Source organism: uncultured Methanobrevibacter sp. (assembly GCF_902771435.1).
In the GTDB taxonomy this organism is placed as follows: Archaea; Methanobacteriota; Methanobacteria; order Methanobacteriales; family Methanobacteriaceae; genus Methanocatella.
On record NZ_CACXXB010000033.1, the window covers coordinates 1 to 25163 of the forward strand.

Annotated in this window: 18 protein-coding genes; 11 read left to right on the forward strand and 7 right to left on the reverse strand. The window is 39.3% G+C overall.

Annotation, left to right across the window (positions count from 1 at the left end; genetic code table 11):
* The first annotated feature begins 629 nt into the window (after positions 1 to 629).
* The 9 genes from QZU83_RS08490 to QZU83_RS08530 all read left to right on the forward strand — a co-directional run bounded on the left by QZU83_RS08490 (position 630) and on the right by QZU83_RS08530 (position 16641).
* Positions 630 to 2747, forward strand: coding sequence for a right-handed parallel beta-helix repeat-containing protein (locus tag QZU83_RS08490; protein WP_295611333.1), 2118 nt, complete (start codon positions 630 to 632; stop codon positions 2745 to 2747).
* A complete protein-coding gene (locus QZU83_RS08495; protein ID WP_295611334.1) occupies positions 2744 to 6481 on the forward strand; it encodes an Ig-like domain repeat protein in 3738 nt (1245 codons plus the stop codon). The genes QZU83_RS08490 and QZU83_RS08495 overlap by 4 nt, the downstream gene beginning before the upstream one ends.
* A gap of 197 nt (positions 6482 to 6678) precedes the next feature.
* Positions 6679 to 8850, forward strand: a complete 2172-nt coding sequence (locus tag QZU83_RS08500; protein WP_295611336.1) for an Ig-like domain-containing protein — start codon at positions 6679 to 6681, stop codon at positions 8848 to 8850.
* A gap of 207 nt (positions 8851 to 9057) precedes the next feature.
* Entirely contained in the window at positions 9058 to 9858 is an 801-nt protein-coding gene (locus QZU83_RS08505; protein ID WP_295611339.1) for an Ig-like domain repeat protein, read from the forward strand.
* A gap of 119 nt (positions 9859 to 9977) precedes the next feature.
* The gene (locus QZU83_RS08510) at positions 9978 to 10976 is read left to right on the forward strand and encodes an Ig-like domain-containing protein (RefSeq protein WP_295611341.1); all 999 of its coding nucleotides are present in this window, start codon (positions 9978 to 9980) and stop codon (positions 10974 to 10976) included.
* Positions 10939 to 13065 (forward strand): Ig-like domain-containing protein, encoded by a 2127-nt coding sequence (locus QZU83_RS08515; RefSeq protein ID WP_295611343.1) that lies wholly within the window; start codon positions 10939 to 10941, stop codon positions 13063 to 13065. Before QZU83_RS08510 ends, QZU83_RS08515 begins: the two co-directional genes overlap by 38 nt.
* A gap of 269 nt (positions 13066 to 13334) precedes the next feature.
* Positions 13335 to 14240 carry an ADP-ribosylglycohydrolase family protein gene (locus QZU83_RS08520; RefSeq protein ID WP_295611345.1) on the forward strand — a complete coding sequence of 302 codons (906 nt, stop codon included), beginning with the start codon at positions 13335 to 13337 and terminating at the stop codon, positions 14238 to 14240.
* 126 nt (positions 14241 to 14366) lie between these two features.
* Complete coding sequence (locus QZU83_RS08525; protein ID WP_295611348.1) at positions 14367 to 14621, forward strand: hypothetical protein; 255 nt, start codon at positions 14367 to 14369, stop codon at positions 14619 to 14621.
* Between the two features lie 79 nt (positions 14622 to 14700).
* Positions 14701 to 16641 carry a right-handed parallel beta-helix repeat-containing protein gene (locus QZU83_RS08530; protein ID WP_295611350.1) on the forward strand — a complete coding sequence of 647 codons (1941 nt, stop codon included), beginning with the start codon at positions 14701 to 14703 and terminating at the stop codon, positions 16639 to 16641.
* A 173-nt stretch (positions 16642 to 16814) separates the two neighbouring features.
* Here QZU83_RS08530 and QZU83_RS08535 read toward each other — a convergent pair whose 3' ends face one another.
* The 4 genes from QZU83_RS08535 to QZU83_RS08550 all read right to left on the reverse strand — a co-directional run bounded on the left by QZU83_RS08535 (position 16815) and on the right by QZU83_RS08550 (position 19629).
* Positions 16815 to 17261: a hypothetical protein gene (locus QZU83_RS08535; RefSeq protein ID WP_295611352.1), complete on the reverse strand. Its 447-nt coding sequence runs from the start codon at positions 17259 to 17261 to the stop codon at positions 16815 to 16817.
* 265 nt (positions 17262 to 17526) lie between these two features.
* Positions 17527 to 18135 (reverse strand): class I SAM-dependent methyltransferase, encoded by a 609-nt coding sequence (locus tag QZU83_RS08540; RefSeq protein WP_295611355.1) that lies wholly within the window; start codon positions 18133 to 18135, stop codon positions 17527 to 17529.
* Positions 18136 to 18511: 376 nt separating this feature from the next.
* A complete protein-coding gene (locus QZU83_RS08545) occupies positions 18512 to 19051 on the reverse strand; it encodes a hypothetical protein (RefSeq protein ID WP_295611356.1) in 540 nt (179 codons plus the stop codon).
* A gap of 287 nt (positions 19052 to 19338) precedes the next feature.
* Positions 19339 to 19629 carry a hypothetical protein gene (locus QZU83_RS08550; RefSeq protein WP_295611359.1) on the reverse strand — a complete coding sequence of 97 codons (291 nt, stop codon included), beginning with the start codon at positions 19627 to 19629 and terminating at the stop codon, positions 19339 to 19341.
* 131 nt (positions 19630 to 19760) lie between these two features.
* Between QZU83_RS08550 and QZU83_RS08555 the strand changes: the two genes are divergently transcribed.
* Positions 19761 to 19985 (forward strand): hypothetical protein, encoded by a 225-nt coding sequence (locus tag QZU83_RS08555; RefSeq protein WP_295611361.1) that lies wholly within the window; start codon positions 19761 to 19763, stop codon positions 19983 to 19985.
* Between the two features lie 214 nt (positions 19986 to 20199).
* Here the strand turns inward: QZU83_RS08555 and QZU83_RS08560 are convergent, their stop codons facing one another.
* Positions 20200 to 21657 carry a sodium-dependent transporter gene (locus QZU83_RS08560; RefSeq protein ID WP_295611363.1) on the reverse strand — a complete coding sequence of 486 codons (1458 nt, stop codon included), beginning with the start codon at positions 21655 to 21657 and terminating at the stop codon, positions 20200 to 20202.
* 64 nt (positions 21658 to 21721) lie between these two features.
* Here QZU83_RS08560 and QZU83_RS08565 point away from each other — a divergent pair, with 64 nt between their 5' ends.
* Positions 21722 to 22075: a DUF4258 domain-containing protein gene (locus tag QZU83_RS08565; protein ID WP_295611366.1), complete on the forward strand. Its 354-nt coding sequence runs from the start codon at positions 21722 to 21724 to the stop codon at positions 22073 to 22075.
* 26 nt (positions 22076 to 22101) lie between these two features.
* Here the strand turns inward: QZU83_RS08565 and QZU83_RS08570 are convergent, their stop codons facing one another.
* Together QZU83_RS08570 and QZU83_RS08575 are read right to left on the reverse strand one after the other, a co-directional pair.
* Positions 22102 to 23616 (reverse strand): hypothetical protein, encoded by a 1515-nt coding sequence (locus QZU83_RS08570; RefSeq protein ID WP_295611368.1) that lies wholly within the window; start codon positions 23614 to 23616, stop codon positions 22102 to 22104.
* Between the two features lie 8 nt (positions 23617 to 23624).
* Positions 23625 to 25163: putative glycoside hydrolase (locus tag QZU83_RS08575; protein WP_295611371.1), on the reverse strand; the 1539-nt coding region annotated here is incomplete at its 5' end.

Sequence of the window (25163 nt, forward strand, 5' to 3'; positions counted from 1 at the left end):
GTCGTAGTCATAAGGTCCGTCATCATAGTCAACTTCGTAGTGCCCGTCATCATAGTCTACTTCATAATACCCGTTGTTATAGTCGACTGCACTTACAGCGCATGCCGAGAAAATAACGCAAAGTACTGCCAATATTGCGAATAGTTTTGTTTTAGTCTCCATCGTTATCACCAATCCCTAAATTAAAATCGAAATGTGTCGTTTTTGTTTTTGATTTAACACATCTCTGCACAAGCAAATATATGAATAAGTACATATATAAAGTTTTTCGAGTGTGAATGCTCACTTGCATCTTAAAAAATAAAATAAACTAATTTAAAGACTTTTTATAAAAAATAATCGGTTCACAAGCTACTTCCAAAATTATTATGGATAATGAGTTTAATTTTTAAAAAATAACCTCATTCAAAATTTAAACAATTATCCAATTACTTCTTTAAGATTCATATCAAAAAAATCATTTTTTAATCCAAAGCAACAGTTTGTAAACTATTTTTTACTAAATTTATTTATATTTTCATTTATATATTTTTTAAATGTATTGAATGTTATCTGCAAAAAAATTTGATTTTAATATTTTTTGTTAAGCATAAAACATTTTATTGAATTAGAATTATGGTGTCAAGAAAATGAAGTACAAAAAAATCATGATAACACTGGTGCTCGCTATATTTCTATTCACAATAGCGACTGCAAGTGCAGGTGATGTGAATGATACTGCAGTGGCCAGTGAAGATATAGGGCAGATGGAATTGTCCTCAAATGATGGAGTAATAGAGGATAATCTGCAAATAAGCGAAGAAAATAATACAGTGATACAAATAAACAATGAAAAAAGTGTGAGTGAAGGAAATTCGGAAATATTGGGTGCTGATGAAGGTACTTATGCAGATTTAAGAAATGATATTAGTAATGGGGGAATTTTAACCAAAAGCTTTTACCGCTATGTAAATGGTAATGGAAATACAATTGAAATTAAATCTACTATGACCATTGAGGGTAACGGTGCAATTATTGACATGTCCGGAATTAATATGCCTACATTTAGGGTATCTGCGGCGAATGTAATATTTAAGGATTTGACTATTCAAAATGCTAAATACGTTATTAATCCGGGTCATGGTGCAGAATGTGCTGCTGCTATTTGTGTTCATAGTTTAGATCCTTGTATTTTGATAAATTGTAATTTTGTTAATAACCAAGCCAATTACGGTGGTGCAGTTCATTTTGATGGTGAGGGCATTATGATAAATTGTACTTTTACTGGCAACTCTGCTATTGAGATAGGTGGTGCAGTTAATGCCCAACATGGAACTGCGATAAATTGTTTTTTTTCTAATAACTCTGCGACTAAATCGGGTGCAATTTTTTGGGAAGAAGGCAGTGTGACAGATTCTAATTTTAGTAATAACAAAGCAATTTATGGAGGGGCTATTTTTATTGACAGATTATCTAGTACTCAGGTGACAAATTGTAATTTTAATAATAACTCTGCTTCTTATAATGGTGGTGCGGTTTATTTATCTAATTCAGGCAATGTCAAAAATTGTAATTTTAGTGATAACCATGCAGACGCGGGAGGTGCAGTTTACTTCGATAGTAATGGTGCTGTGACAGATTGTAATTTTATAGGCAACACTGCCATTAGTAATGGTGGTGCAGTTTACTTCTATGATAAGGGTACTGTGACAGATTGTAATTTTACTGATAACAAAGCATATAGAGGTTACAGTTATGGTGGTGCAATTTCCTTCAATGGCAATGGTGACGTGATAAATTGTAATTTTGTTGATAATCATGCTACCTATAGTGGTGGTGCAATCGATTTCAATGTGAACTCTATGGGGTCTGTAACAAATTGTAATTTTATCAATAACTCCGGAGAATATGGTGGTGCAATTTATATCATTGAAAAATATGTTAGTGTTGAAAATTGTAATTTTAGTGATAACCAAGCAACCTATGGCGGTGCTATTGTGAGGGAGACAGGTAGTGTTGAAAATTGTAATTTTAATGATAACCATGCAGACCAGGGAGGTGCAGTTTACTTATATAATGATTGTAATTTTACAGGCAACACTGCTAATAATGCAGGTGGTGCAGTTTACTTCTATGATAAGGGTACTGTGACAGATTGTAATTTTAATAATAACTCTGCTATTAGTGATGGTGGTGCGGTTTATTTATCTAATTCAGGAAATGTCAAAAATTGTAATTTTAATGATAACCATGCAGACGAGGGAGGTGCAGTTTACTTCGATAGTAATGGTGCTGTGACAGATTGTAATTTTATAGGCAACACTGCCATTAGTAATGGTGGTGCAGTTTACTTTAGGGTTAAAGGTACTGTGACAGATTGTAATTTTACTGATAACAAAGCATATAGAGGTTACAGTTATGGTGGTGCAATTTTCTTCAATGGCAATGGTGACGTGATAAATTGTAATTTTGTTGATAATCATGCTACCTATAGTGGTGGTGCAATCTATTTCAATGTGAACTCTATGGGGTCTGTAACAAATTGTAATTTTATCAATAACTCCGGAGAATATGGTGGTGCGATTTATATCATTGAAAAATCTGTTAGTATTAAAAATTGTTATTTTACTAATAACCAAGCCACCTATGGCGGTGCTATTGTGAGGGAGACAGGTAGTGTTGAAAATTGTAATTTTAATGATAACCATGCAGACCAGGGAGGTGCAGTTTACTTATATAATTTTACTTATATAATAATAGTGCTGTGACAGATTGTAAATTTACAGGCAACACTGCTAATAATGCCGGTGGTGCAGTATTCTTCGAGAATGATGGTGAAGTGAGTGGTTCTAATTTCACTGACAACAAAGTAACAAGTAATAACGGTCGTGGCGGTGCGGTTTACGCTAACGGTAATGTTAATGTGAAAGATAGTGAGTTTTATAATAACCAAGCGTTGATTTATGGAGGTGCAGTTTATTTTGGAGATGTCGGAAATGTAGGGCGTTGTGAATTTTACGGCAATATCGTGACCGAGGGAAACGGTGGTGCTGTCTATATGAATTCAGGTAGTGTGACATCTTCTAGTTTTACAGGCAATAATGCTACTTCCGGTTCTGCAATTTATTTCTCCAACACTAATCCTAAAACAAATAATACTATTTCAAATTCTATTTTCTTAGACAATAGGGCAAATGTGGATGAAAATATTCCTTTACACGTGACACTAAATGATAACCAAATTGAAATTATTTTCTCAGGTCAGAATAACCTTATAAATGCGATTTATTCTAATAGTAATATGGAGGTCCGTTTAACCAGTGTGACTTATTGGAGCTCAGAAGGTATTTCAACCACAGGCCCTAACCCTGTCAAGCCATCCAGATCCACTAGGGAAGCAGGTCAAAATATAACTGTTGGAATTGTAAATAATGCAGGTATTGTTTTTAATGATGTTATCATCACAAATGATGAAGGAAAGGTTATTTTGAATCAAAATCTTGATGGCAACTTTTACATTAGTATTCGCCATGATGAAGATACCTATTATACATCAGCTGACTATATATCTTCAAATATGAGGTTCTATGTAAATGTAACTTCTCTTACAACTGACAAGATGACTGTAAACCTCACTGCAAATTCCAATATATATAATGAAGTTGTGCAAGGTTATTTACAGTTTGTTTTACCAAACGGTGATATCATCGATGCTAATTATGGTGCTAACGGTACCTGGTGGGCAGAATATACATTTGATGACTATGGAGTTTATCCGATAAGTGCATTATATAATGGATTAAATAATGTTAATATCCAGAATGGAACTGTTATCATCACTGATACTTATTCAACATTAACGCTGGAGGATGTAGTTTTAAATATTGGTGAATCAATCAATCTAACTGTGATGACTAAAAATGCAACTGGTATAACTGCAATGATTGACGGCAAGGAGGTCAGTGTTGTCAATAATTTCACCATTCCGATTTCAGGTTTGGATAAAGGCAATTATACATTAACAGTAACAACAATACCTGTTTTTGGCTATAACTCCGTAACAAAAAACGCTACAATAACAGTTATCAGCAGGAATACAAACATAAATGTTGACGTTGCTTTTGGTGAGATAGTCAATGATGTGCGCATTACCGCTACTGTTAATCCATCTGCTACTGGAGTTATTGAGTTTGTCATTGGAGATAAACTTGTTTATGTACCGGTTAATAAAGGAAAAGCTGTTTATGAGGTATTTTTACCACTTGGAGATTATGATGTTGACGTATATTACTCTGGAGATTCCGTATTCAATCCTAACTCAACATCTAAATCATTTAGTGTTAAAGAAGGAGGTAAGAAGGATACTGTGGTTATTGCTACTCCTATGGTTAATGGTGAATCTGTTTCTATCATGGTTGTTGTTACAGACAGAAGCAGCTCAAGCAGCAATGACCTTACAAATTACCTTTCAGGACTCATTGGCGGAGGATCAGAAGGAGGCTCCAACGACGCATTAAACGCAATCATCAGCGGAGCAATCAGCGCAGCAACCGGCACCGAATCCGGCGAATACAGCGCACTAACAAACGTCATCTCAGGATTCATAGGCGACTACCTAGGAGGCGGAAATTCAGGAGGTTCAGGCGATTCTGATTCCCTGACAGCTCTTATCACCAATATTGCAGGTGTTGCTGCTGGTGATGCATATGGTCCTGCCGGCACAATCGCAGTCAACCTAGTATCCAACCTCATCTTCGGAGGTTCCAGTTCAGGCTCAGGTTCAACTCCCGAAGGTTCATCCGACATCAACGGAATGGCAACTATTAAAATTGACAATGTAGAACATCCTGTTGAAGTGAGAAATGGAATGGGTGTTTTTACTTCTACTTTTACTCCTGGACGTTATGATGCAGATGTGGAATTTCTGGGCAATGATAAATACAACTCTTCAAGCACATCCACATCATTTACCGTTAAAGAAGAAACCAAAAAAGACACCACCGTTATTGCAACACCAATGGTCAACGGCGAAACCGTCTCAATCATGGTCGTCGTCACAGACGGAAACAGCATTAACAGCGATGACCTTACAACTTACCTCACCGGACTCATCGGCGGCGGATCAGAAGGAGGCTCCAACGACGCCCTAAACGCAATCATCAGCGGAGCAATCAGCGCAGCCACCGGCACCGAATCCGGCGAATACAGCGCACTAACAAACGTCATCTCAGGATTCATAGGCGACTACCTAGGAGGAGGAAACTCAGGAAGCTCAGGAAACTCCGACTCCCTAACAGGACTCATCACAAACATAGCAGGCATTGCAGCCGGAGACGCATACGGCCCAGCAGGCACAATCGCAGTCAACATAGTATCCGGCCTCATCTTCGGAGGCTCCAGTTCAGGTTCAGGTTCTGAAGGTTCATCCGACATCAGCGGAATGGCAACTATTGAAATCAACAATGTAAAATATGCCGTTGAACTAAAAAATGGAATGGGCGTATTAACTACTAATTTTAATCCGGGAGACTATGATGCAGATGTAAACTACCTAGGCAATGATAAATACAACCCTTCAAGCACATCCACATCATTTACCGTTAAAGAAGAAGCCAAAAAAGACACTACCGTTATTGCAACACCAATGGTCAACGGCGAAACCGTCTCAATCATGGTTGTCGTCACAGATGGAAGTGGCGCCAGCAGCGATACCCTTACAAATTATCTTTCAGGACTCATCGGCGGCGGGTCAGAAGGAGGCTCCAACGACGCTTTAAACGCAATCATCAGCGGAGCAATCAGCGCAGCCACCGGCAGTGAATCCGGCGAATACAGCGGACTGACAAACGGAAGCTCAGGAAGCTCAGGAAGCTCAGGAAACTCCGACTCCCTAACCGGACTCATCACAAACATAGCAGGTGTCGCAGCTGGAGACGCATACGGCCCAGCAGGCACAATCGCAGTCAACATAGTATCCGGCCTCATCTTCGGAGGCTCAGACTCAGGATCCAGCTCAGGTTCAGGTTCAGCTCCCGAAGGTTCATCCGACATCAGCGGAATGGCAATCATTGAAATCAACAATGTAAAATATGCTGTTGAACTAAAAAATGGAATCGGCGTTCTCAATTCCAATTTCAACCCAGGAGAATATGATGCAGATGTAAATTACTTAGGCAATGATAAATACAACCCTTCAAGCACATCCACATCATTTACCGTTAAAGAAGAAGCCAAAAAAGACACCACAGTTATTGCAACACCAATGGTTGACGGCGAATCCGTCTCAATCATGGTCGTCGTTACAGGCGAAAACAGCATTGACAGCGATACCCTTACAAATTATCTTTCAGGACTCATTGGGGGCGGATCAGAAGGAGGCTCCAACGACGCTTTAAACGCAATCATCAGCGGAGCAATCAGCGCAGCCACCGGCAGTGAATCCGGCGAATACAGCGGACTGACAAACGAAGCTCAGGAAGCTCAGGAAATTCAGATTCCCTAACCGGACTCATCACAAATATAGCGGGCATTGCAGCAGGTAACGCTTACGGTCCTGCAGGCACAATTGCAGTCAACCTAGTATCTAACCTCATCTTCAGCGACTCAGGTTCTGGTTCTGAAGGTTCACCTTCCGAAAGTTCATCCCCTATCAATGGTATAGCAATTATTGAAATCAACAATGTAAAATATGCTGTTGAGTTGGAAAATGGAATCGGCGTTCTCAATTCCAATTTCAACCCAGGAGACTATGATGCAGATGTAAACTATCTGGGCAATGATAAATACAACCCTTCAAGCACATCCACATCATTTACCGTTAAAGAAGAAACCAAAAAAGACAGTAAAGTTATTGCAACTCCTACAGTTAATGGCGAATCCGTTTCAATCAGGGTTGTTGTCAGTGACAAAGACAATGATGACGATTCATCCGGCATAAGCGGTATGGTAACTATTGAAATTGGAAATGCCAAATATGCTGTTGAGTTGGAAAATGGAATCGGCGTTCTCAATTCCAATTTCAACCCAGGAGACTATGAAGCTGATATAAACTATTTAGGTAATAATGAATACAACCCTTCAAGCACATCCACATCATTTACAGTTACAAATAAGACCAAGATGGATGCAAAGGTTACTGCCGTTCCATCCGTCAACGGAAAAACAGTTACCATCAACATAGCTGTAAGTTCTGATGGTGCTTCTGCTGTTCCTTCAGGCAATGTTACTGTTGGTGTTTCAGGACAGAATTTCCTTCTTCCTTTGGATAATGGAAATGCAGTTTTCACATATGATTTCTTCCCTGGAATATATAATGGACTTGTAACATATTATGGTGATGATAACTTCAATATGGCTTCAACAGACGTTTCATTCACAGTAAATGAGATTTCAACTGAGCTGAAAAACACAACAATTGGCGTTACAGCCAGTTCTGTCGATAATAATGTGACAATAACTGCCAGTGTTAATCCTATGGCCAGTGGCCTTATAGAATTTAATATCGAAGGCAATGCCGTATACATTGCCATCAATAATGGTAAGGCCGTTTATAAAACAAATCTGCCTGCTGGAGACTATGAGGTAACAGTAACTTATATGGGTGATTCCAACTTCAATGGAAACAGCACATCCACAGACTTCACAGTATCAGATCATGTCAAACAGAACACTCCAATCGAATATGATGTTGTATCTTCAGAATATGGTGCAAACATTACCGTTACAGTAAATGAAAGGGCAACCGGATTTATAGAGTTCACATTAAATGGCAACAGCATTTATGCTAAAGTTGATAAAGGCAAAGCAAAATGGAACACAATGCTGCTTCCTGGAAATTATGTAGTGACTGCAACTTACCTTGGTGATGATGAATTCAACAGCAATACAACCGATATTCCAATCACCATTTACGACAACTCTCTTAAAGACACAACAATAACTGCTGACGTTTCTGTTGTTGAAAATAACATTACCATTACTGTTGATGTTGATTCTGCTGCCACAGGTCTTGTCAGATTTGACATCGCCGGACCTGAAACCTACACAGTTTATACTGAAATTAAAAATGGTCAGACCGTTCTTTATGATACATTAAAGACCGGCAATTACACAGCCGTTATAACCTACATGGGCGATGAAAATTTCAATCCTAATTCAACCGAACTGGAATTCACAGTTGTCGGACATGTCAAAAAGGACACCCCAATTACAGCAAACGCAACTGTAAACGGAGACATGGTCACCATTGATGTTAATGTTGATTTAAATGCTACAGGCTATGTAACATTCAGCATAATGGGCAAAACATTAATAGCCGAAATCTCAAAAGGAAAAGCAACTTTAACAGATTTCTATGCCTCAGAAACATACCAAGTAGATGTAGAATACCTGGGCGATGAAAACTATAACGCCAACAGCACAACAGTATCATTCACCGTCATAGAAACTGACAGTGAACTTAAAAACACAACAATCAACGTTGACGTTGTAAGCAATGAAAACAATGTTAAAATCACCGCCCAAGTCGACAGTCATGCAACCGGCCTCATAGAATTCAATATCGCAGGTCAAGCAGTATATATCCCTGTAAACAACGGCATTGCAACCTATGAAACCATATTAACAGCTGGCGATTATAATGTAACTGCAACATACCTTGGAGACGAACGCTTCAACCCAAACAGAACCTCAAAAGAATTTACAGTTACTGACCACATCAAAAAGAACACTACAATCGTTGCCGACGTTGATGTCGACGGTTATGATGTCACCATAACAGTAAGTGTCGATTCCAATGCTACCGGTTTCGTTAAACTGGTTAACGGAGAAAATACCATAAATATTGAAATTGCTGACGGCAAAGCAACATAAACCGCATTCAGCTTTACTGTTGATGAGATTTCTCTTAAAAACACAACAATAGTCGCTGACGCTTCAGTTGTTGAAAACAACGTAACAATAACAGTTGATATTGATCCTAATGCCACAGGCCTTGCCAGATTTGACATCACAGGACCTAAAAACTACACAGTTTATACCGAAGCTGAAAATGGCCAGGCCGTTCTTGATGACAACTTAATGGCAGGCAATTACACAGCCGTTATCACCTACATGGGCGACGACAATTTCAACCCTAACTCCACAGATTTAGAGTTTACTGTTGTCGGACATGTCAAAAAGGACACCCCAATTACAGCAAACGCAACTGTAAACGCAGACCTGGTCACTATTGAAGTTAAAGTAGATTTAAATGCTACAGGCTATGTAACATTCAGCATAATGGGTACAACCTTAATAGCCGAAATTGCTGACGGAAAAGCAGTATTTACTGATTTCTATGTCCCAAGCACATACCAAGTTGAGGTAGCTTACATGGGCGATGACAACTATAACGCCAACAGCACAACAGTATCATTCACAGTCATTGAAAATGCCACAGAACTCAAAAACACTACAATCAAAGTTGACGTTGAAAGCAATGAAAATAATGTTAAAATCACCGCCCAAGTCGAAAGTCTTGCAACCGGCCTCATAGAATTCAATATCGCAGGTCAAGCAGTATATATCCCTGTAAACAACGGTATTGCAATCTATGAAACAATATTGGGCGCCGGCAATTATAGTGTGGATGTGACTTATCTCGGTGATGAACACTTCAATCCAAACAGAACCTCAAAAGAATTTACAGTCTCAGGACACGTCAAAAAGAACACTACAATCGTTGCCGACGTTGATGTCGACGGTTATGATGTTGTCATAACAGTAAGTGTCGATTCCAATGCTACCGGTTTCGTTAAACTGGTTAACGGAGAAAATACCATAAATATTGAAATTGCTGACGGCAAAGCAACATATACACATTCAATGCAATTTACTTAGGAGATGAAGACTTTAACACAAATGAAACCGCATTCAGCTTTACTGTTGATGAGATTCCTCTTAAAAACACAACAATAACTGCTAACGCTTCAGTTGTTGAAAACAACATAACAATAACAGTGGATGTTGATCCTAATGCCACAGGCCTTGTCAGATTTGAGATTACCGGACCTGAAAACTACACCGTTTATAGTGAAGTTGAAAATGGTCGGGCCATCATTGATGATACCTTAATGAGCGGCAATTACACTGCTCATGTCACATACATGGGCGACGATAATTTCAACCCTAACTCCACAGATTTAGAGTTTACTGTTGTCGGCCATGTCAAAAAGAACACTCCAATTTCAGCCGTTCCTGAGGTAAGCGGAGACCTGGTCACCATTACCGTTAATGTTGACCCTGCTGCTACAGGCTATGTGACATTTAATTTTAGAGGTAAAACCTTAATTGCTGAAGTTACAGATGGAAAAGCGGTATTGGCTGATTTCTATAATTTTGGAACCCACAGAATTGATGTGACTTACACAGGTGATGAGAACTACAATGCCAACAGCACAACCGTTTCATTTACTGTTATTGAAAAGGTCGGTGAAATGAAAAACACTACAATCAAGGTTGATGTGGAAAGCACTGAAAACAATGTTACAATCACCGCCCAAGTCGAAAGTCTTGCAACCGGCCTTATAGAGTTCGATATTGCCGGTCAATCAGTTTATATTGCAGTAATTAATGGTGTTGCAACCTATAAAACCATGTTGGCTGCCGGTGACTACGAGGTTGGTGTAAGTTACCTTGGTGATGCACATTACAACCCAAACAGTACTTCAAAAGAATTTACAGTTACCGGTCACGTCAAAAAGAACACTACAATCGTTCCTGACGTCGATATGGTTGGTTATGATGTTGTCATAACAGTAAGCGTGGATTCCAATGCTACCGGTTTCATTAAACTGTCAGATGGCAACAGCACCGTAAATCTTGAAGTTGAAAACGGCAATGTAACATATGAAGGAATATTTTTACCTGGCGAATACACATTCACTGCAATTTACTTAGGAGACATTAACTATAACGCAAATGAAACCTCATTCAGCTTTACTGTTGACAAATGTTGATCCTGATGCCACAGGCCTTGTCAGATTTGACATCACAGGACCTGAAAACTACACCGTTTATACTGAAGTTAAAAATGGTAAGGCTGTTCTTAATGATACCTTAATGACCGGCAATTACACTGCAATTGTCACATACATGGGCGACGACAATTTCAATCCTAATTCAACCGAACTGGAATTCACAGTTGTCGGACATCTTAAAAAGGACACTCCAATTTCAGCAAATGCTACTGCAATCGGAAACATGGTTACCATTACCGTTGATGTTGATCCGGCTGCTACTGGCTATGTGACATTCACCATAATGGGCAAAACATTAATTGCTGAAGTTATAAACGGAAAAGCATCATTGACAGATTTCTACAACCCTGAAACATACCAAGTTGATGTAGAATACATGGGTGATGAAAACTATAATACCAACAGCACAACCGTTTCATTTACTGTTGTTGGAAATGTCAATGAACTCGAAAACACTACTATTGACGTTGATGTTGTAAGCAATGAAAACAACGTTACAATCACAGCTAAAGTCGACAGTCTTGCAACCGGCCTTATAGAATTCAATATCACAGGTCAAGCCGTATATATTCCTGTAAACAACGGTGTTGCAACCTATGAAACCATGTTGGCTGCCGGTGAGTATAATGTAACTGCAACATATCTTGGAGACGAACGCTTCAATCCAAACAGTACTTCAAAAGAATTTACAGTTACCGGTCACGTCAAAAAGAACACTACAATCGTTCCTGACGTTGACATGGTTGGTTATGATGTTGTCATAACTGTCAGCCTAAATTCCAATGCTACAGGATTTGTAAAACTGTCAGATGGCAACAGCACCGCAAATCTTGAAGTTGCAGACGGTAAGGCAACATATAAAGGAATATTTTTACCTGGCGAATACACATTCACTGCAATTTACTTAGGAGACATTAACTATAACGCAAATGAAACCTCATTCAGCTTTACTGTTGACACAATAACAGTCAATGTTGATCCTAATGCCACAGGCCTTGTCAGATTTGACATCACAGGACCTGAAAACTACATCGTCTATACTGAAGTTGAAAATGGTCAGACCGTTCTTGAGGATACCTTAAAGACCGGCGATTATACTGCTGTTATCACTTACATGGGCGATGACAACTATAATGCAAACAGCACAACCGTTTCATTTACTGTGGGTAAAAAACAGGCAATCAGTTTAAAAGAATCCAGATTCAGGAACCTGACAGTCGGAAATGATTTTGTCATTTATATAGTCTTAAAAGATGAAACAGACAATATTATTGCAAATGCTCCTATAACATATACAATAAACGGCACTGCAGGCACAACAACCACTGCCGCTGACGGTTCATTTACAATCAAGGCTGCAAACGGGGCAAAGGTTTTCATCAAATATGCAGGAAATGAAACAATTCTGCCGACCAATTTAACATTGACAATAAATATTCCGGCTCCTTCCGTTGTTAAAATTGCTACTCACTTTGACATTGCAGACAGGGCAATAACCATTAACGGATATGCCGTAGACGGTCCTGCAAACGAACAGGGAATATACTACGCAACAACATTGCTTGATGCAAACGGCAAGCCGGTTTCCAATGTATACATTGAATTTGCAGTAAACAACAAAATCTACAACAGGACAACCTATGAAAACGGCAGCTTCAAGCCTTACAAGCTCAACATGATAAGGGCTGGAAGATACACAATGGCATTCAACTTTGCAGGCGATGACAACTACACCAACGCATTCGCATGCGTATGTGTGGACCTGGACAAAAAGCCGATTACAATCAAGGCTTCAGCCAAAACATACAAAGTTGCCACCAAAACCAAAAAATACACAGTAACCCTGTCCACAATCAAAGGTGTGGACGGTAAGATGTATTTAAGCCCTAAAGTAGTCAAACTCACTGTAAACGGCAGAACATATACGGCTAAAACAAATGCAAAATATCAGGCCACCTTCAAAATAAACAACTTGAAGAAAGCTGGAAAATACATTGCCAAAATCACTTATAAAGGTGATAAAACCTACGAAGCCGCAAGCAAGAAAGTAAAAATAACAGTTAAATAGAAAGGTTTAAATCCTTTCTAATTTTTTTCTTTTTTTAAAACACACCAAACCTCATTTAAAAATATCTTTCACCAACAATGAATATCTTAACGACTGATATAGTGAGGATATATCCCACAAACAAAATGCGGCCAGAAACCGAAAAGCCTGCAGTTAATGTAAAACACAGTCAAAATTAATGAAACTCAAAGCCCAAGGTTCAATTTAATTCCAGCCATGCACACAAAATAACGACTCCTTTAATTACTATTAGAAACAAAGATTCAAATATGAAAGTCAAAGATGGAATAATAGGTTTGATAGTTGGAGATGCCCTGGGCGTTCCGGTAGAGTTTACAACCAGGCGTGAGCGTGAAGCAGACCCCGTCACCGACATGAGGGAATACGGAACCTACGACCAGCCAAAGGGAACATGGTCCGATGACTCCTCCATGACAATAGCTACAATGGCAAGCATCACCCACAGACAGAAAATTGACTACGAGGACATCATGAAGGAATTCCTCAACTGGGCATATCTTGATGACTACACAAACAGCGCCAGCGGAACATTTGACATGGAAAACACCACATCAAGGTCCCTTAGAAGATATGCCGACGGAGCACCTGCCCTCAAATCAGGGGGAACAGGCGAACGTGACAACGGAAACGGATCGCTTATGAGGATTCTGCCTCTGGCATTCATCAAAGACATCGACTACGACACTGTCGAAGCGGTCTCATCCCTGACACACGCACACGAGATATCCAGAACAGCATGCGCATTATATGTAGAAATAGCAAAATCAATGATTGAAAATGACCTTGAAATCAAAGAGCACATTGACAACGCATGTGATAAAATAAAAGAGCACTATAAGGATTCTGAAGTGCTTGGGAAATTTGAGAGAATCTTTTCGAATGATTTGGATGACGTTCGGGGAAGGTCATTTGTTGTCGGTTCGCTTGAATGCGTAATTCACTGTATGCTAACTACCGACAGCTACAGAAGCGCAGTTTTAAAGGCAGTCAATTTCGGTGAAGACACCGACACAACCGCTGCGATTTGCGGAGGCCTTGCCGGAATCTATTACGGATATGACTCAATACCTCAGGATTGGGTAAATTCAATCACCTGCATCGAGGAGGTCAAGTCACTGTGCGCCAAATATGAGAAGTTCTGTGATGAGGGCTAACTGACGAATTTTCAAAAAGGCCATCACCAGATTTTCAGGAAATATCTGCATTATAACGGATGAATTTGCTAAAAATCGGAAATTTTTATACATGTTTATATAATACGATGACAATAATATATTATCATGATTGGAACAATAATAGCAATAGTGTTCATATTGATTGTCGTTGCCGCATGCTGTTCAAGTGACAGCGGCTCAACAAACACAAACAGCAACACCTACCAAAGCAGAACTGTGAATACACGCAGAACAAACAGAAATTACCCGCCAAGCACATATTCCGAATGTCCGTCCTGCGGAGCGCCGGGATATGACGGATACTGCGAGTACTGCGGATATCCGGACATAAATCAGGGATGGATTGGAGAAAATTACTAGACCGCACCCACTTAGACCTCAATACACGGCACAAAATTAATATAAACATAACCTAAAATATATTATCATGGTGATTAAAATGAGGTTTAAGAGAATATTATTCATCAGTATTGTGCTGATTGCATTAACTGTCGGTGCAGTCAGCGCCCATGACAATTCAACACTGATGTCGGATAACAGTGCAGACGCACAGACAGCAAAGACATTTGCAGATGTTCAAAGCATCATCAATTCAGCAAATGAAAACGACACAATTGAACTTGACGGATATTATGAGGGAAGCGGAACACCAATCAAAATCAGCAAGGCCATAACCATCAACGGGAACAATGCGGTTCTGGACGCAAAATCCCAGTCCAAAATCATTGAAGTTAGACTGGAGGATTCCACAAACAAAGTATTTTTAAACGGCATAACATTTACAAACGGACACTCCACAAGAAATGCCGGTGCAATCAACGGAGGCACACTTACAGACTGCAGCTTTAAAAACTGCATTGCAGACCAGAGAGGAGGCGTGGCAACTGACAGCATCCTCAACAGATGTACCATAACCAACTGCCATGCGCAGAGAGGAGGAGCATTATATGACTCCACCGCCAACGACTGTACATTTAAAAACTGCTACAGTGAAATGAACGGAGGCGTTCTTGTAAACGGCAAGGCAACCGGATGTGAAATCATAAACTGCTATTCCGGAACCTATGGAGGAGCAATCTTTGACGGTTCAGCATACGACTCAACATTCAGGAACTGTACCTCAGGTGAAGACGGAGGGGCAATAACTTCAGGATTTGCAGTGGGATGCTCATTTACAGACTGCAAAGCTGGAAACAAATTCAAAAACGACCACAACCATGACGGAGGAGCCATCGCAAACGGCTGGGCAGACAGATGCAACTTCACAAACTGCCGTGCCGACAAATTCGGAGGCGCAATCTATAACGGTTCAGCAACCAATTCAATTTTCAAAAACTGCAGATGCGGAGACACCAAACTTAAAGTGGTCGATTCCAAAACAAGCTATTTGGGTACCGGTGACGGCGGTGCAATATTTAAGGGTTCAGCAACAGGCTGCAGCTTCATCGACTGCTACACCGAAAACTATGGCGGTGCAATTGACAGCGGAAACGCTTATTATTCCAATTTTACAAACTGCGGATGCCGTAAGGACGGCGGTGCCATAAGCAAAGGAAATGCTGAAAACTGCATTTTCACAAAATGCTACACAACAAGCGACGGCGGAGCCATTGACCAGGGAAAAGCCACAAACTGTGAATTCATCAAATGCCAGTCCGTAAAATACGGCGGCGCAATCAACAAAGGGGAAGCAATAAACTGCAAGTTTACAGACTGCAAATCCACCACATCAAGCGGAGGATCCCTTAGAGGAAGTGCAAACAACTGTACATTCACCAATTCCTTTGCAGATATGGACGGCGGTGCTATATATGACGGTTCTGCAACCAAATGTACCTTCACCAACTGTAAGGCAAACAGATGCGGAGGAGCAATCTATTACGGAAACGCCAAAAACTGTGTCTTTACAAACAATCACGCAAAATCATGCGGAGGAGCGATAAGCGCTGCAATCTACGGAACCCCTGAAGAAAAATACAACCTTCACAAATGCACAGCAACAAACTGCAAGTTTACAAAAAACTCTGCCGAATTATGCGGCGGTGCATTATGCGGAGTGGCATACTCTTCATCAACATTCAAATCAAATTCCGCTCCTAAAGGAAAAACCGTAGGCCATTACGTCTCACTAAGCAAAGTTACAGTGAAAAAGTCAGCTTCAAAACTTGTTCTCACAACTAAGCTACTCAGAAGCTATGACGGCAAAAAGGTCGTATTCAAATTCAACGGCAAAAAATACAATGTAATGACCAAAGCGGGCGTTGCTAAAGTCACCATTCCAAAATCTGTCCTAAAAAAACTTAAGGTCGGCAAAAAAATCACCTACCAGGCAACCTGCGTTGGCGAAACCATAAAATATACAGTTAAAGTCAAAAGATAGGGTTCGACACCCTATTTTTAACTATTTTTTAAAAATAATCTTTCTTGAAATTACGGGAGAAAAAAGCATGAAATTAATCATGCTTTTAAAATGAAAAAAAAGAGAATGAAAGGGAGAGTGTTAAAGCATGAAATCAGTCATGCCTTAACATTGGGATAGAAATTTAATTTTACTTATCTTTTTCTTAAGACAGATATGCCGCCAACTACGGCAAGACATCCTAATAAGATAACTAAAGGATTACCGGTTGCAGGTAAAATGCTGTTGACGCCATTGATACCGGTTGAGTTTGATACATCACCGCCCGCAGCAGGAGTGGAGTTGGTTGCGTTATCCATTGCTGCTTCATTGTGAGCTGCATCAGGAGGAATTATTGTACCGTTGTGACCGTCTTGACTTCCGTCCAAGTAAGGATCCATACCGGCAGCGTGTTGTGCTTCATCGTGACTGTTGTCAGGTGGAATGATTGCACCGTCATGTCCGTCATGACTGCTTCCGTCCATAAAAATACCATCATCAGCTGACATTGCATCAACGTCGTCAGCTGCACATACTGCGCATGCAGAGCATAATACGCAGAAGATTGCGAGAATTGCGAATAATTTTGTTTTAAGTTCCATGTTATCACCATTTAAATTTTGTGTAGAAAGTTAATTTGAAATTAGTCAGGTAATTTCAAATCAACTCCCCACTGCACAAGTAAATATATAGAAAAGACCATATATAAAGTTTTTCGAGTGCAAGTGCTCACTTGCATCTTAAAAAATAAAATAAAGAAATTTAAAAACTTATTTTAAAAAATAAAGAATTTTAAAGAGTTAACTTTAACATTAACCTGTGAAAAAATAGCTAAAGCCTAACACCAATATGCAACATGTCATGTTTTCATTCATTTAGAGGGTGAAATCTGAATATGTCCAATTTGGCACTTGCAGAATTGTTTATTTCCTCTTCACTAAAGTATAGTGATTCAATAAGTTCCAGTCTCGGTTGTGTAGGCAGATAAAGCTTATATTCGATGGTAGAATAATAAAAAAAAATCAGAATATCTCGAGGATTTCTTTTAAAAGACTCTTCAATCCTTTTTAGAACTTCACTGAAAATCCTCGTAGAGAAGGGATTGAAAAAATAAAAGCGGTTTGCCCCATCAGGAACGTAATCCTCGGCCTTGGAGCGGATAAAAATGACATCTTCACAGTCCCCATAGCTTTTAAGGTTTTTGTCTGCCTCTTCAAGCAGCTTTTCGCTGTGATCTATTCCGATGACCCTGCATCCAACCTGGCTATTGATAAAAAAGCCTATTCGCCCCTTTCCGCAGCCGTAATCAACTACAACATCCTCCTTTTTGAGAATCTTCAAGCTAGCCAGCCTTTCCAAAACAACATAGGGTGTCGGGTCATAGCCGTAGTTCTGCAAATCCTCCTCGCTGTAGTCGACGCTTTCAGTTGAAATATTCAATTTCGAATCCCAGTTCAAATCATAAGAGTTCTGCATAATTTTCCACTAAAAAAATCTATGAAATAATATATATCAAACCAGTCTAATAAGCTTTGACCATAGCGTGTGAGAAAACCCCGGCTTCAAAAAGCCGGAGCGTTCAATAAGCCTTTAAAAAAAAGAAAATAAAAAGGGAGATATTAAAAGTATGAATTTGTCATACTTTTAATTATATGGAAAAATGGTGCGAAGTAAAAAACCTTCGAAACCACTTAATGGGTTTTACAAATCTCTAAAGTTAAAGAAACTCTTTAACTTCAAATAATCATATAAACAACAACATATATAAAGTTTTTCGAACGTAAGTGCTTACTTGCATTGTTAAATAGTAAAAAAAAGATAGAAAAAGAGTATTTTAAAAAATAAAGATTGATTAAACGCTAATATAACCATTAGCGTTATTACTGTCATCTGAAGCTATGGAATTATTGCCATAGTACACGTTCAGATTGCCGTCATAGTAGACTGTGCTGTTAAGGGATGAATTGAATGACTGGTTCAATACATGATAAACCGGTTTGACGCCTTCGGTAGTTACTTCAATTCTTTGAATTGTATGAGATGGCTTATAAGTCCAATCCCCTCCAAAAGTACAGTTGATAGTGTATTTACCATTAATTTTATCTATTTGCAGGTGTCCAACACCGTCGGAGTCTGTGACTACCGAATACTGGTCTGCACCCTCCTCATTAATTACTGAAACGTTTATCTTTGCATCGGGAATTCCTGTTCCGTTGACATCAGAAAGCCTTACGGTCAGGTTATCCCCCTTATACACTGTGGTGTTGCTTGTAAATTCCAAATGAGAGTCCTGTTTCTGAAATTGGGTCGTTAAAAGCTTAGGCCCCATTAAACAGGCTAAAATAATAATAACGATTATAATAAGAATTATCAAAATAGGTCTGGCTCTCATAATTTTTCCTCAAAATAATATCTGTCAAATATTGATTATATATGTTATGATATTATGGTACAATATTGCACCCGAGTAGGAATGTTTATGCATATTCACTCCCCAGGCACCAAAAATCCATGCACCCTAAGTCAAAATATTTTTCCGGAAATGAAATTTAGGTGTGTAAAAATAACTAAATCTTTAAATAATAGCTTAAAAAGAATAATAATTACAACACATTCTCGTGTTGGTCTAAAAAAAATTTTTAGTTTAAGTTTGTCAGGGAAACTTGAAGCCCTGACAAATTACTCGAACCTGTTTTTGCATATTTCATAGACCTTTCTTGCATACACCCTGTCCTTTTCCTTATCCTCTTCAGACAGCTGTGAATAGTCCACCATGAGTTTCGGCCAGTTTTTCACCCGCCTTGCATTTCTTTCAATGACTTCAAGCTGACTGGAATCCAAATCATTCAAATCAACATTGTCGTTTATTATTTCAAGAAGCACTCCAATGTCGCCGCCTACCGATTCGGCCCATTCCTGCCACTGGAGGTGTTCCACACAGGCAAGCCTTTCTATTGTTTCATCGTCCATAACAATCTCCTGATTAACATTTTCAAAAAGAAGATATTAAAAATTTACTGTTTTACATCCCTATTGATAAGGACAATATATATACAGGATAGGACAAATTATATTTGAAAAACATTAAGGGAGGAAAACAAATGGCTGAAAAAAACAAGGCCCTTGCGCTGGTCATCTCATTCATATTTACGGGTCTAGGTATCGCATATCTGGGAGATGAAAAAAGGGGACTGATCCTTTTCGGTGCTGCAATCGTGCTGAACTGCCTGGGCATGTGGGTAACATCCATCTTTTCATACCTGTCAATCATACTGTGGATTTACGGACTGTATGCAACCTACATGATGGCCAATGAGGTGTGCTGAGGAATAATTTAAAATAAGATAAATTATTCTTTTTTACTTTTTTATGTATAGATTACGTTGAAACTTTTTTTAAAACTTTAACCATAACACCATATAATTAAAGTGATATTTAAGAATTAGCCTACTTTTAAAATTAAAGTCAATTTAATGACATCTAAAAACAAGTATTCAATAAGTTAATTTTGATGAAAAAAAATAAGTAATGGAGTGGCGACTAGCCATCTCCAGCAGGTTTGATTTTTGTCAGGACAAATGCCGCTGCCATCACTGAAATGATAATTATCAAATCAATTATGATTTCAAATGTCTTTGCAGATGAGAACAGCTTAAAGATACCGATTGCCCACATTACAATAAGAACCAAAGGCAAGAGGTATTTGATTATAAATGTCCAAGTCTTTCCAACCTTGAATGTTGATGCTTCGTTTAATGCAGGAATGAAATGTTCAATTCCGTAGAACCATGCAAATATGATACACTGAATACCAATCAGGATCAGTATTCCGAACTCATTTACAAATGAGTCGATGATTCCTACAAGATAGCTGCTGATTCCGGTAGTCAGGAGAAGTGAAAATGCACATCCGATGATTGACAGTATTGTTGAAGTCCTTTTACGTGACCATCCGAGTTTAGCAGATGTTGAGCTCAACATCGGTTCGAAAAATCCGAGCGCAGATGTAACTCCCGCAAACAAAATAGCTAAGAACAGCAATGGGGCTAAAATACGGCCAATAGGACCCATAATGTTGAAAATCATTGGGAATACGATGAACACAAGTCCTGTACCTTCAGTAACCAGCTGAACCATAGGTGTACCTGAAGTGGTTGACATGTATCCCAAAATTGAAAATACACCGAATGCGGTACAGATTTCAAACAGGGAGTTGGATGCAACAACAATCAGAACGTTGTCTATCAGTTTTGAATTTTCAGGCAGGTAGCTTGCATAGGTAAGTGCAATGGCCTGACCCATACTCAATGAGAAGATGATTTGAGCAAATGCCGCAAGCCAGATGTTTACGTCCAGAAGCATACCCCAGTTAGGAGTCAGCAGTGTGTTGATACCTATTGATGCACCAGGCAGTGTCAGTGCATAGACAATGATGATTCCCATTATGACAAATAATGCCGGAATGAGAAGCTTGGACACCTTACCGATACCCTTGTCAACGTCCCTGTGGGAAATAAACCATAGAACAACCCACAAAATCAATACGCCAACGGTTGTTGGAATGAGCAGGAAGCTGGCATTTGACAGATTGGAACTTCCACCTACGGACTGAACGAAATAAGCCGCAGTGTCAGTTCCCCAGTGGAATGTAAAACTGCTTAAAAGGTAAACCAAGTCCCAGCTTAGAATTACCATGTAATAAATCGTTACTATAAAAACAAAAAGGACCAGAATCCAGGCAATAATCTCGAATTTAGGATTAATCTTACGCATAATCTTCGAAAATGATTCCTTGAAGCTGAATCCCACACCATACTCTAATATTAAAAATGGAACTCCCATAATTGCGATTGCTATAAAATAAGGGATGAAAAATGATCCACCACCATTAGAATACAGTACATAACTGAAACGCCAGATATTACCTAACCCAACAGCGGCCCCAATCATAGCAAGAATGAATGATAATGACGAATCCCATTGCGCTTGTTCAGACATACATAAATTTTTATAAAAAGATATATAATAAAGTTTACATATGAATGTCTTTGACAAATTTATCATGGGGGAGACAACCGGCATAAACTGGTGCTTTGAAAACAGGCATTTTATCCAAAGATTGGATGAAAACGGACTGTCAAGAGAATATGTCGTTGACTGTCTTTTAAATGAGGAACCGATTAGCTGGGAACATGTTGAAAGGGAAAAATATGCATGCGTATTTAAGGCACCGCCATCAAAGGACTATAAGGAAATCAGAGTAGTAATGGCCTGCAGCGGAAACTCCATTGACCTTGTCACAGTAATGAGAAATAACGAAACAACAACCAATCGCCAAAATAGGCAGTATCAGTCTGAAAAAAAGAAAAGTATAGAGAAAAAACGTCTGAAGGCACTTTCCAAAAGAAAGTGGTAATCAGCCCATCTTTTCTAAAATGATTTTTAAACCTTAGTGAAATCCAGAAGTTTTGTATAGCCGTATCTAAACAGCACAACTCCTTTTGCCCCACCGCTTTTGGCTGCCTTTGCATCCTTTAAAAGTGCTGAGGAAGACAATATTTTCGGATCATCATCGGATTTGTATGTCTGAATTCCTGTCCATATCTGAGCGCTGTTGGATTCCTTAACAAACGCATCTGTTACATATGTTATCCAGGAAGTCTTTTTGAGGTAATTTCCCTTATATGCCATTGGAACGATGACATCAAGGTATTTGCTCATTGTTGAGATGTCCTGACCGTAGTAATATTCCGTCATTCCCGGTTCCGGCATCACTGCCGCTGAAATTATGCAGTTCGGCTTGACCTTTCGCACTTCACTGCAGACCTTCTTTACAAAGTAATTGACTGCATTGACGGAATTTTCATAATTCGCAGCTGTTCCTCCAAATCTCACATAATCAAGATGAACTCCGGAAACACGGCTCATTTTAGCATAGCTGACTACCTCAGCGGCTTTCTTTTTCATATATCCGTAATCAAGTGACCCGTCATTTTTGATAGGGGCAACCCATTTGCCATTGTAGAATACCTGTACCCAAATATGAACTTTCATTCCATATCTGTTTGCCTGCTTAATCCAGGAGCTTACGGCACTCCTTCCGTAATTGTTGATTGCATAGGAATGAAGGAAAATCTGTTTTGTTCCTTTTGATTTTAATGTCTTGAGACTTGTGGAGTACATACCTGATGACAGCATCCAGTATCCGTTTCCTTTACCCATATAACTTTTCACTTTGAGATATGTGCTTCCGCCTGATGCAAGATAAGGGCTTGAGGCCTTGAATGAATAGGACACCTTACGCTTTCCGGCTTTCAATTTAACAAACAGCTGAGCACGACCTTTGGAATCTGTGGTTCTCTTGTATGTCTTTCCGTTGACCTTAAATGTAACCCTCTTGTTTTTGACAGCCTCTCCGGAACTGGTCAGAAGGGAAACTGAAAATAGGGATCTTGACCCCTGACGATAGCTGATGTCCTTGTCTGTAACCTTAAAGTGAGTTTTGATTGGAGATTTGACAGTGATATTTGCAGTTGCATTTGAAGGATTGGTAAGGTTATCTCCTGCAAAGAAGCATTTGGCAACGTATGATCCTTTTGCAAGATTGACACTTAAGCTGACATTGCCTGAACTGTCTGTTGTTTTTACATAGTCATTGCCGTTGATGCTTACTGTGACATTTTTGGATGCCAAAGCTGTGCCGTTGGATGTTAATGTTAATGTGAACTCTGTTGAAAAGCTCTCATAGCCTGTAGCTGATGAGGCATGAATTTCAGAGTCTGACTTTACAATTTCAGCACTATCGTTTACTTCAATTTCGGAATCGGAAACCTCATCAAAAACAGAATCAACACCAATCATGCCCCCATCACTGCCGGTTGCATTTTCACCGGCGCAAACGGCCGAAAGTGACATGAGGGCCAATGCCAATATTAGAAATACAACTGACTTTCTCATCAAATCACCTAAAGGGAATTGAAATCAAACAGGTTGAACAGTCCGAACCTGAAGAGAATAACTCCTTTGGCTCCACCGTCAATACCTGCCTTTGAATCTGATTTTATTTCGGAAGCAGGAAGCTTGCTGACGTCATCGTCGGAATAATAGCTTTGAAGACCTGTCCATATTTCCGCACCGTTGGACATGTCTATGAACTTCTGTGTTGTAGACTTAATCCAGGATGTGCCCTGTGCGTAATTTCCCTTATAAATCATAGGAACGATTACGTCCAGATATTTACTTAATGTCGGAATGTCCTGACCGTAATAGTATATCATTCCTGACGGTTCGGGCATTACTGCTGCTGAAACTATAAGGCTCGGATTTTGCTTGTGCAGTTCTTCACAAACCTGTTTTGTAAAGTAGTTGATTGCCTCTACACCGTTTGCATGCTTATATGCTGTTCCTGCAAACCTCAGGTAATCGAAATGAATTCCTGCCACGCCCTTGATGGATGCGTAATCCTTTGCCTCATCTACAATTGAATCAAACAGGGAATACTTGAAGTTTCCTGAATCGTCAACAGGAAGAATCCAACCGCCATTGTAGAATGCCTGCATCCAGATGTGAACGTTAATGCCAACTGATTTAGCATCGGAGACGAAATTCTGAACCGCATCCCTTCCATGGAGCTTGACTGCATAGAAGTTTAAAAATATCTGATTTACACCGTTGTCAGCCATTTTCTTTAAATCCACACTTTTCATGTCAGCTCCAAACAGCCAGAAACCGTTATTGTATTTATAGTCGGATTTGACGGTTATGTAGAATTTTTCAATGGACTGCTTGTAGACGGTATTGTATGAATAGACTTTAACTGCGTAATCTCCTGTTTTCAATCTGATTTTGAACTTGACAAAACCGTTCTTGTCTGTTGTTTGCTTATATTTTACGCGGTCAACCTTAAGGACGATTTTCTGTTTGTTGATCGGATTTCCGCGTGAATCAAAGTACTTGAACTTGAGGGTTGTCAGCTTGTTGTTCTTGAAAACAGGTGAGTTCTGTTTAACTATCTTGGTAGGCATGCCCTTTTTGACCTTTATCTTTGCATAGCTTTTGGCAAAAATTGCGTTTGTAGTGCTTTTGAAAAGGTATTTGATCTTGTAGGTTCCCTGAGGATAGTTGAAGTCCAGAGTGACCTTTCCGTTTGCATCTGTCTTTTTGGTATAGTATTTTCCGTTGATTTTGAAAATAACTTCCTGATTAGGCAAAGGCACTCCTCCGACAGTCAAAGTGACAACATACGGGTTTTTGACACCTTCATAAGCCGCATAATATGAATCCCCGGTAAGCGCTGTCACATTATCCTTAGCTATTGTTATGTCCCTGTAACCTGTAGCCGGAACGTATCCCGGTTCGTTGAATGAATATGTTACCCTGTGGTTTCCTGTGGTTTTGAGCTTAAAGTAAACCTTACCGAACTCGTTGGTTGTAAGATTGTATGTCTTTTCCTTAAATAAAATCTGAATTGTCTTGTTTACTATAGGTTTTTTGCTTCCGTCCAC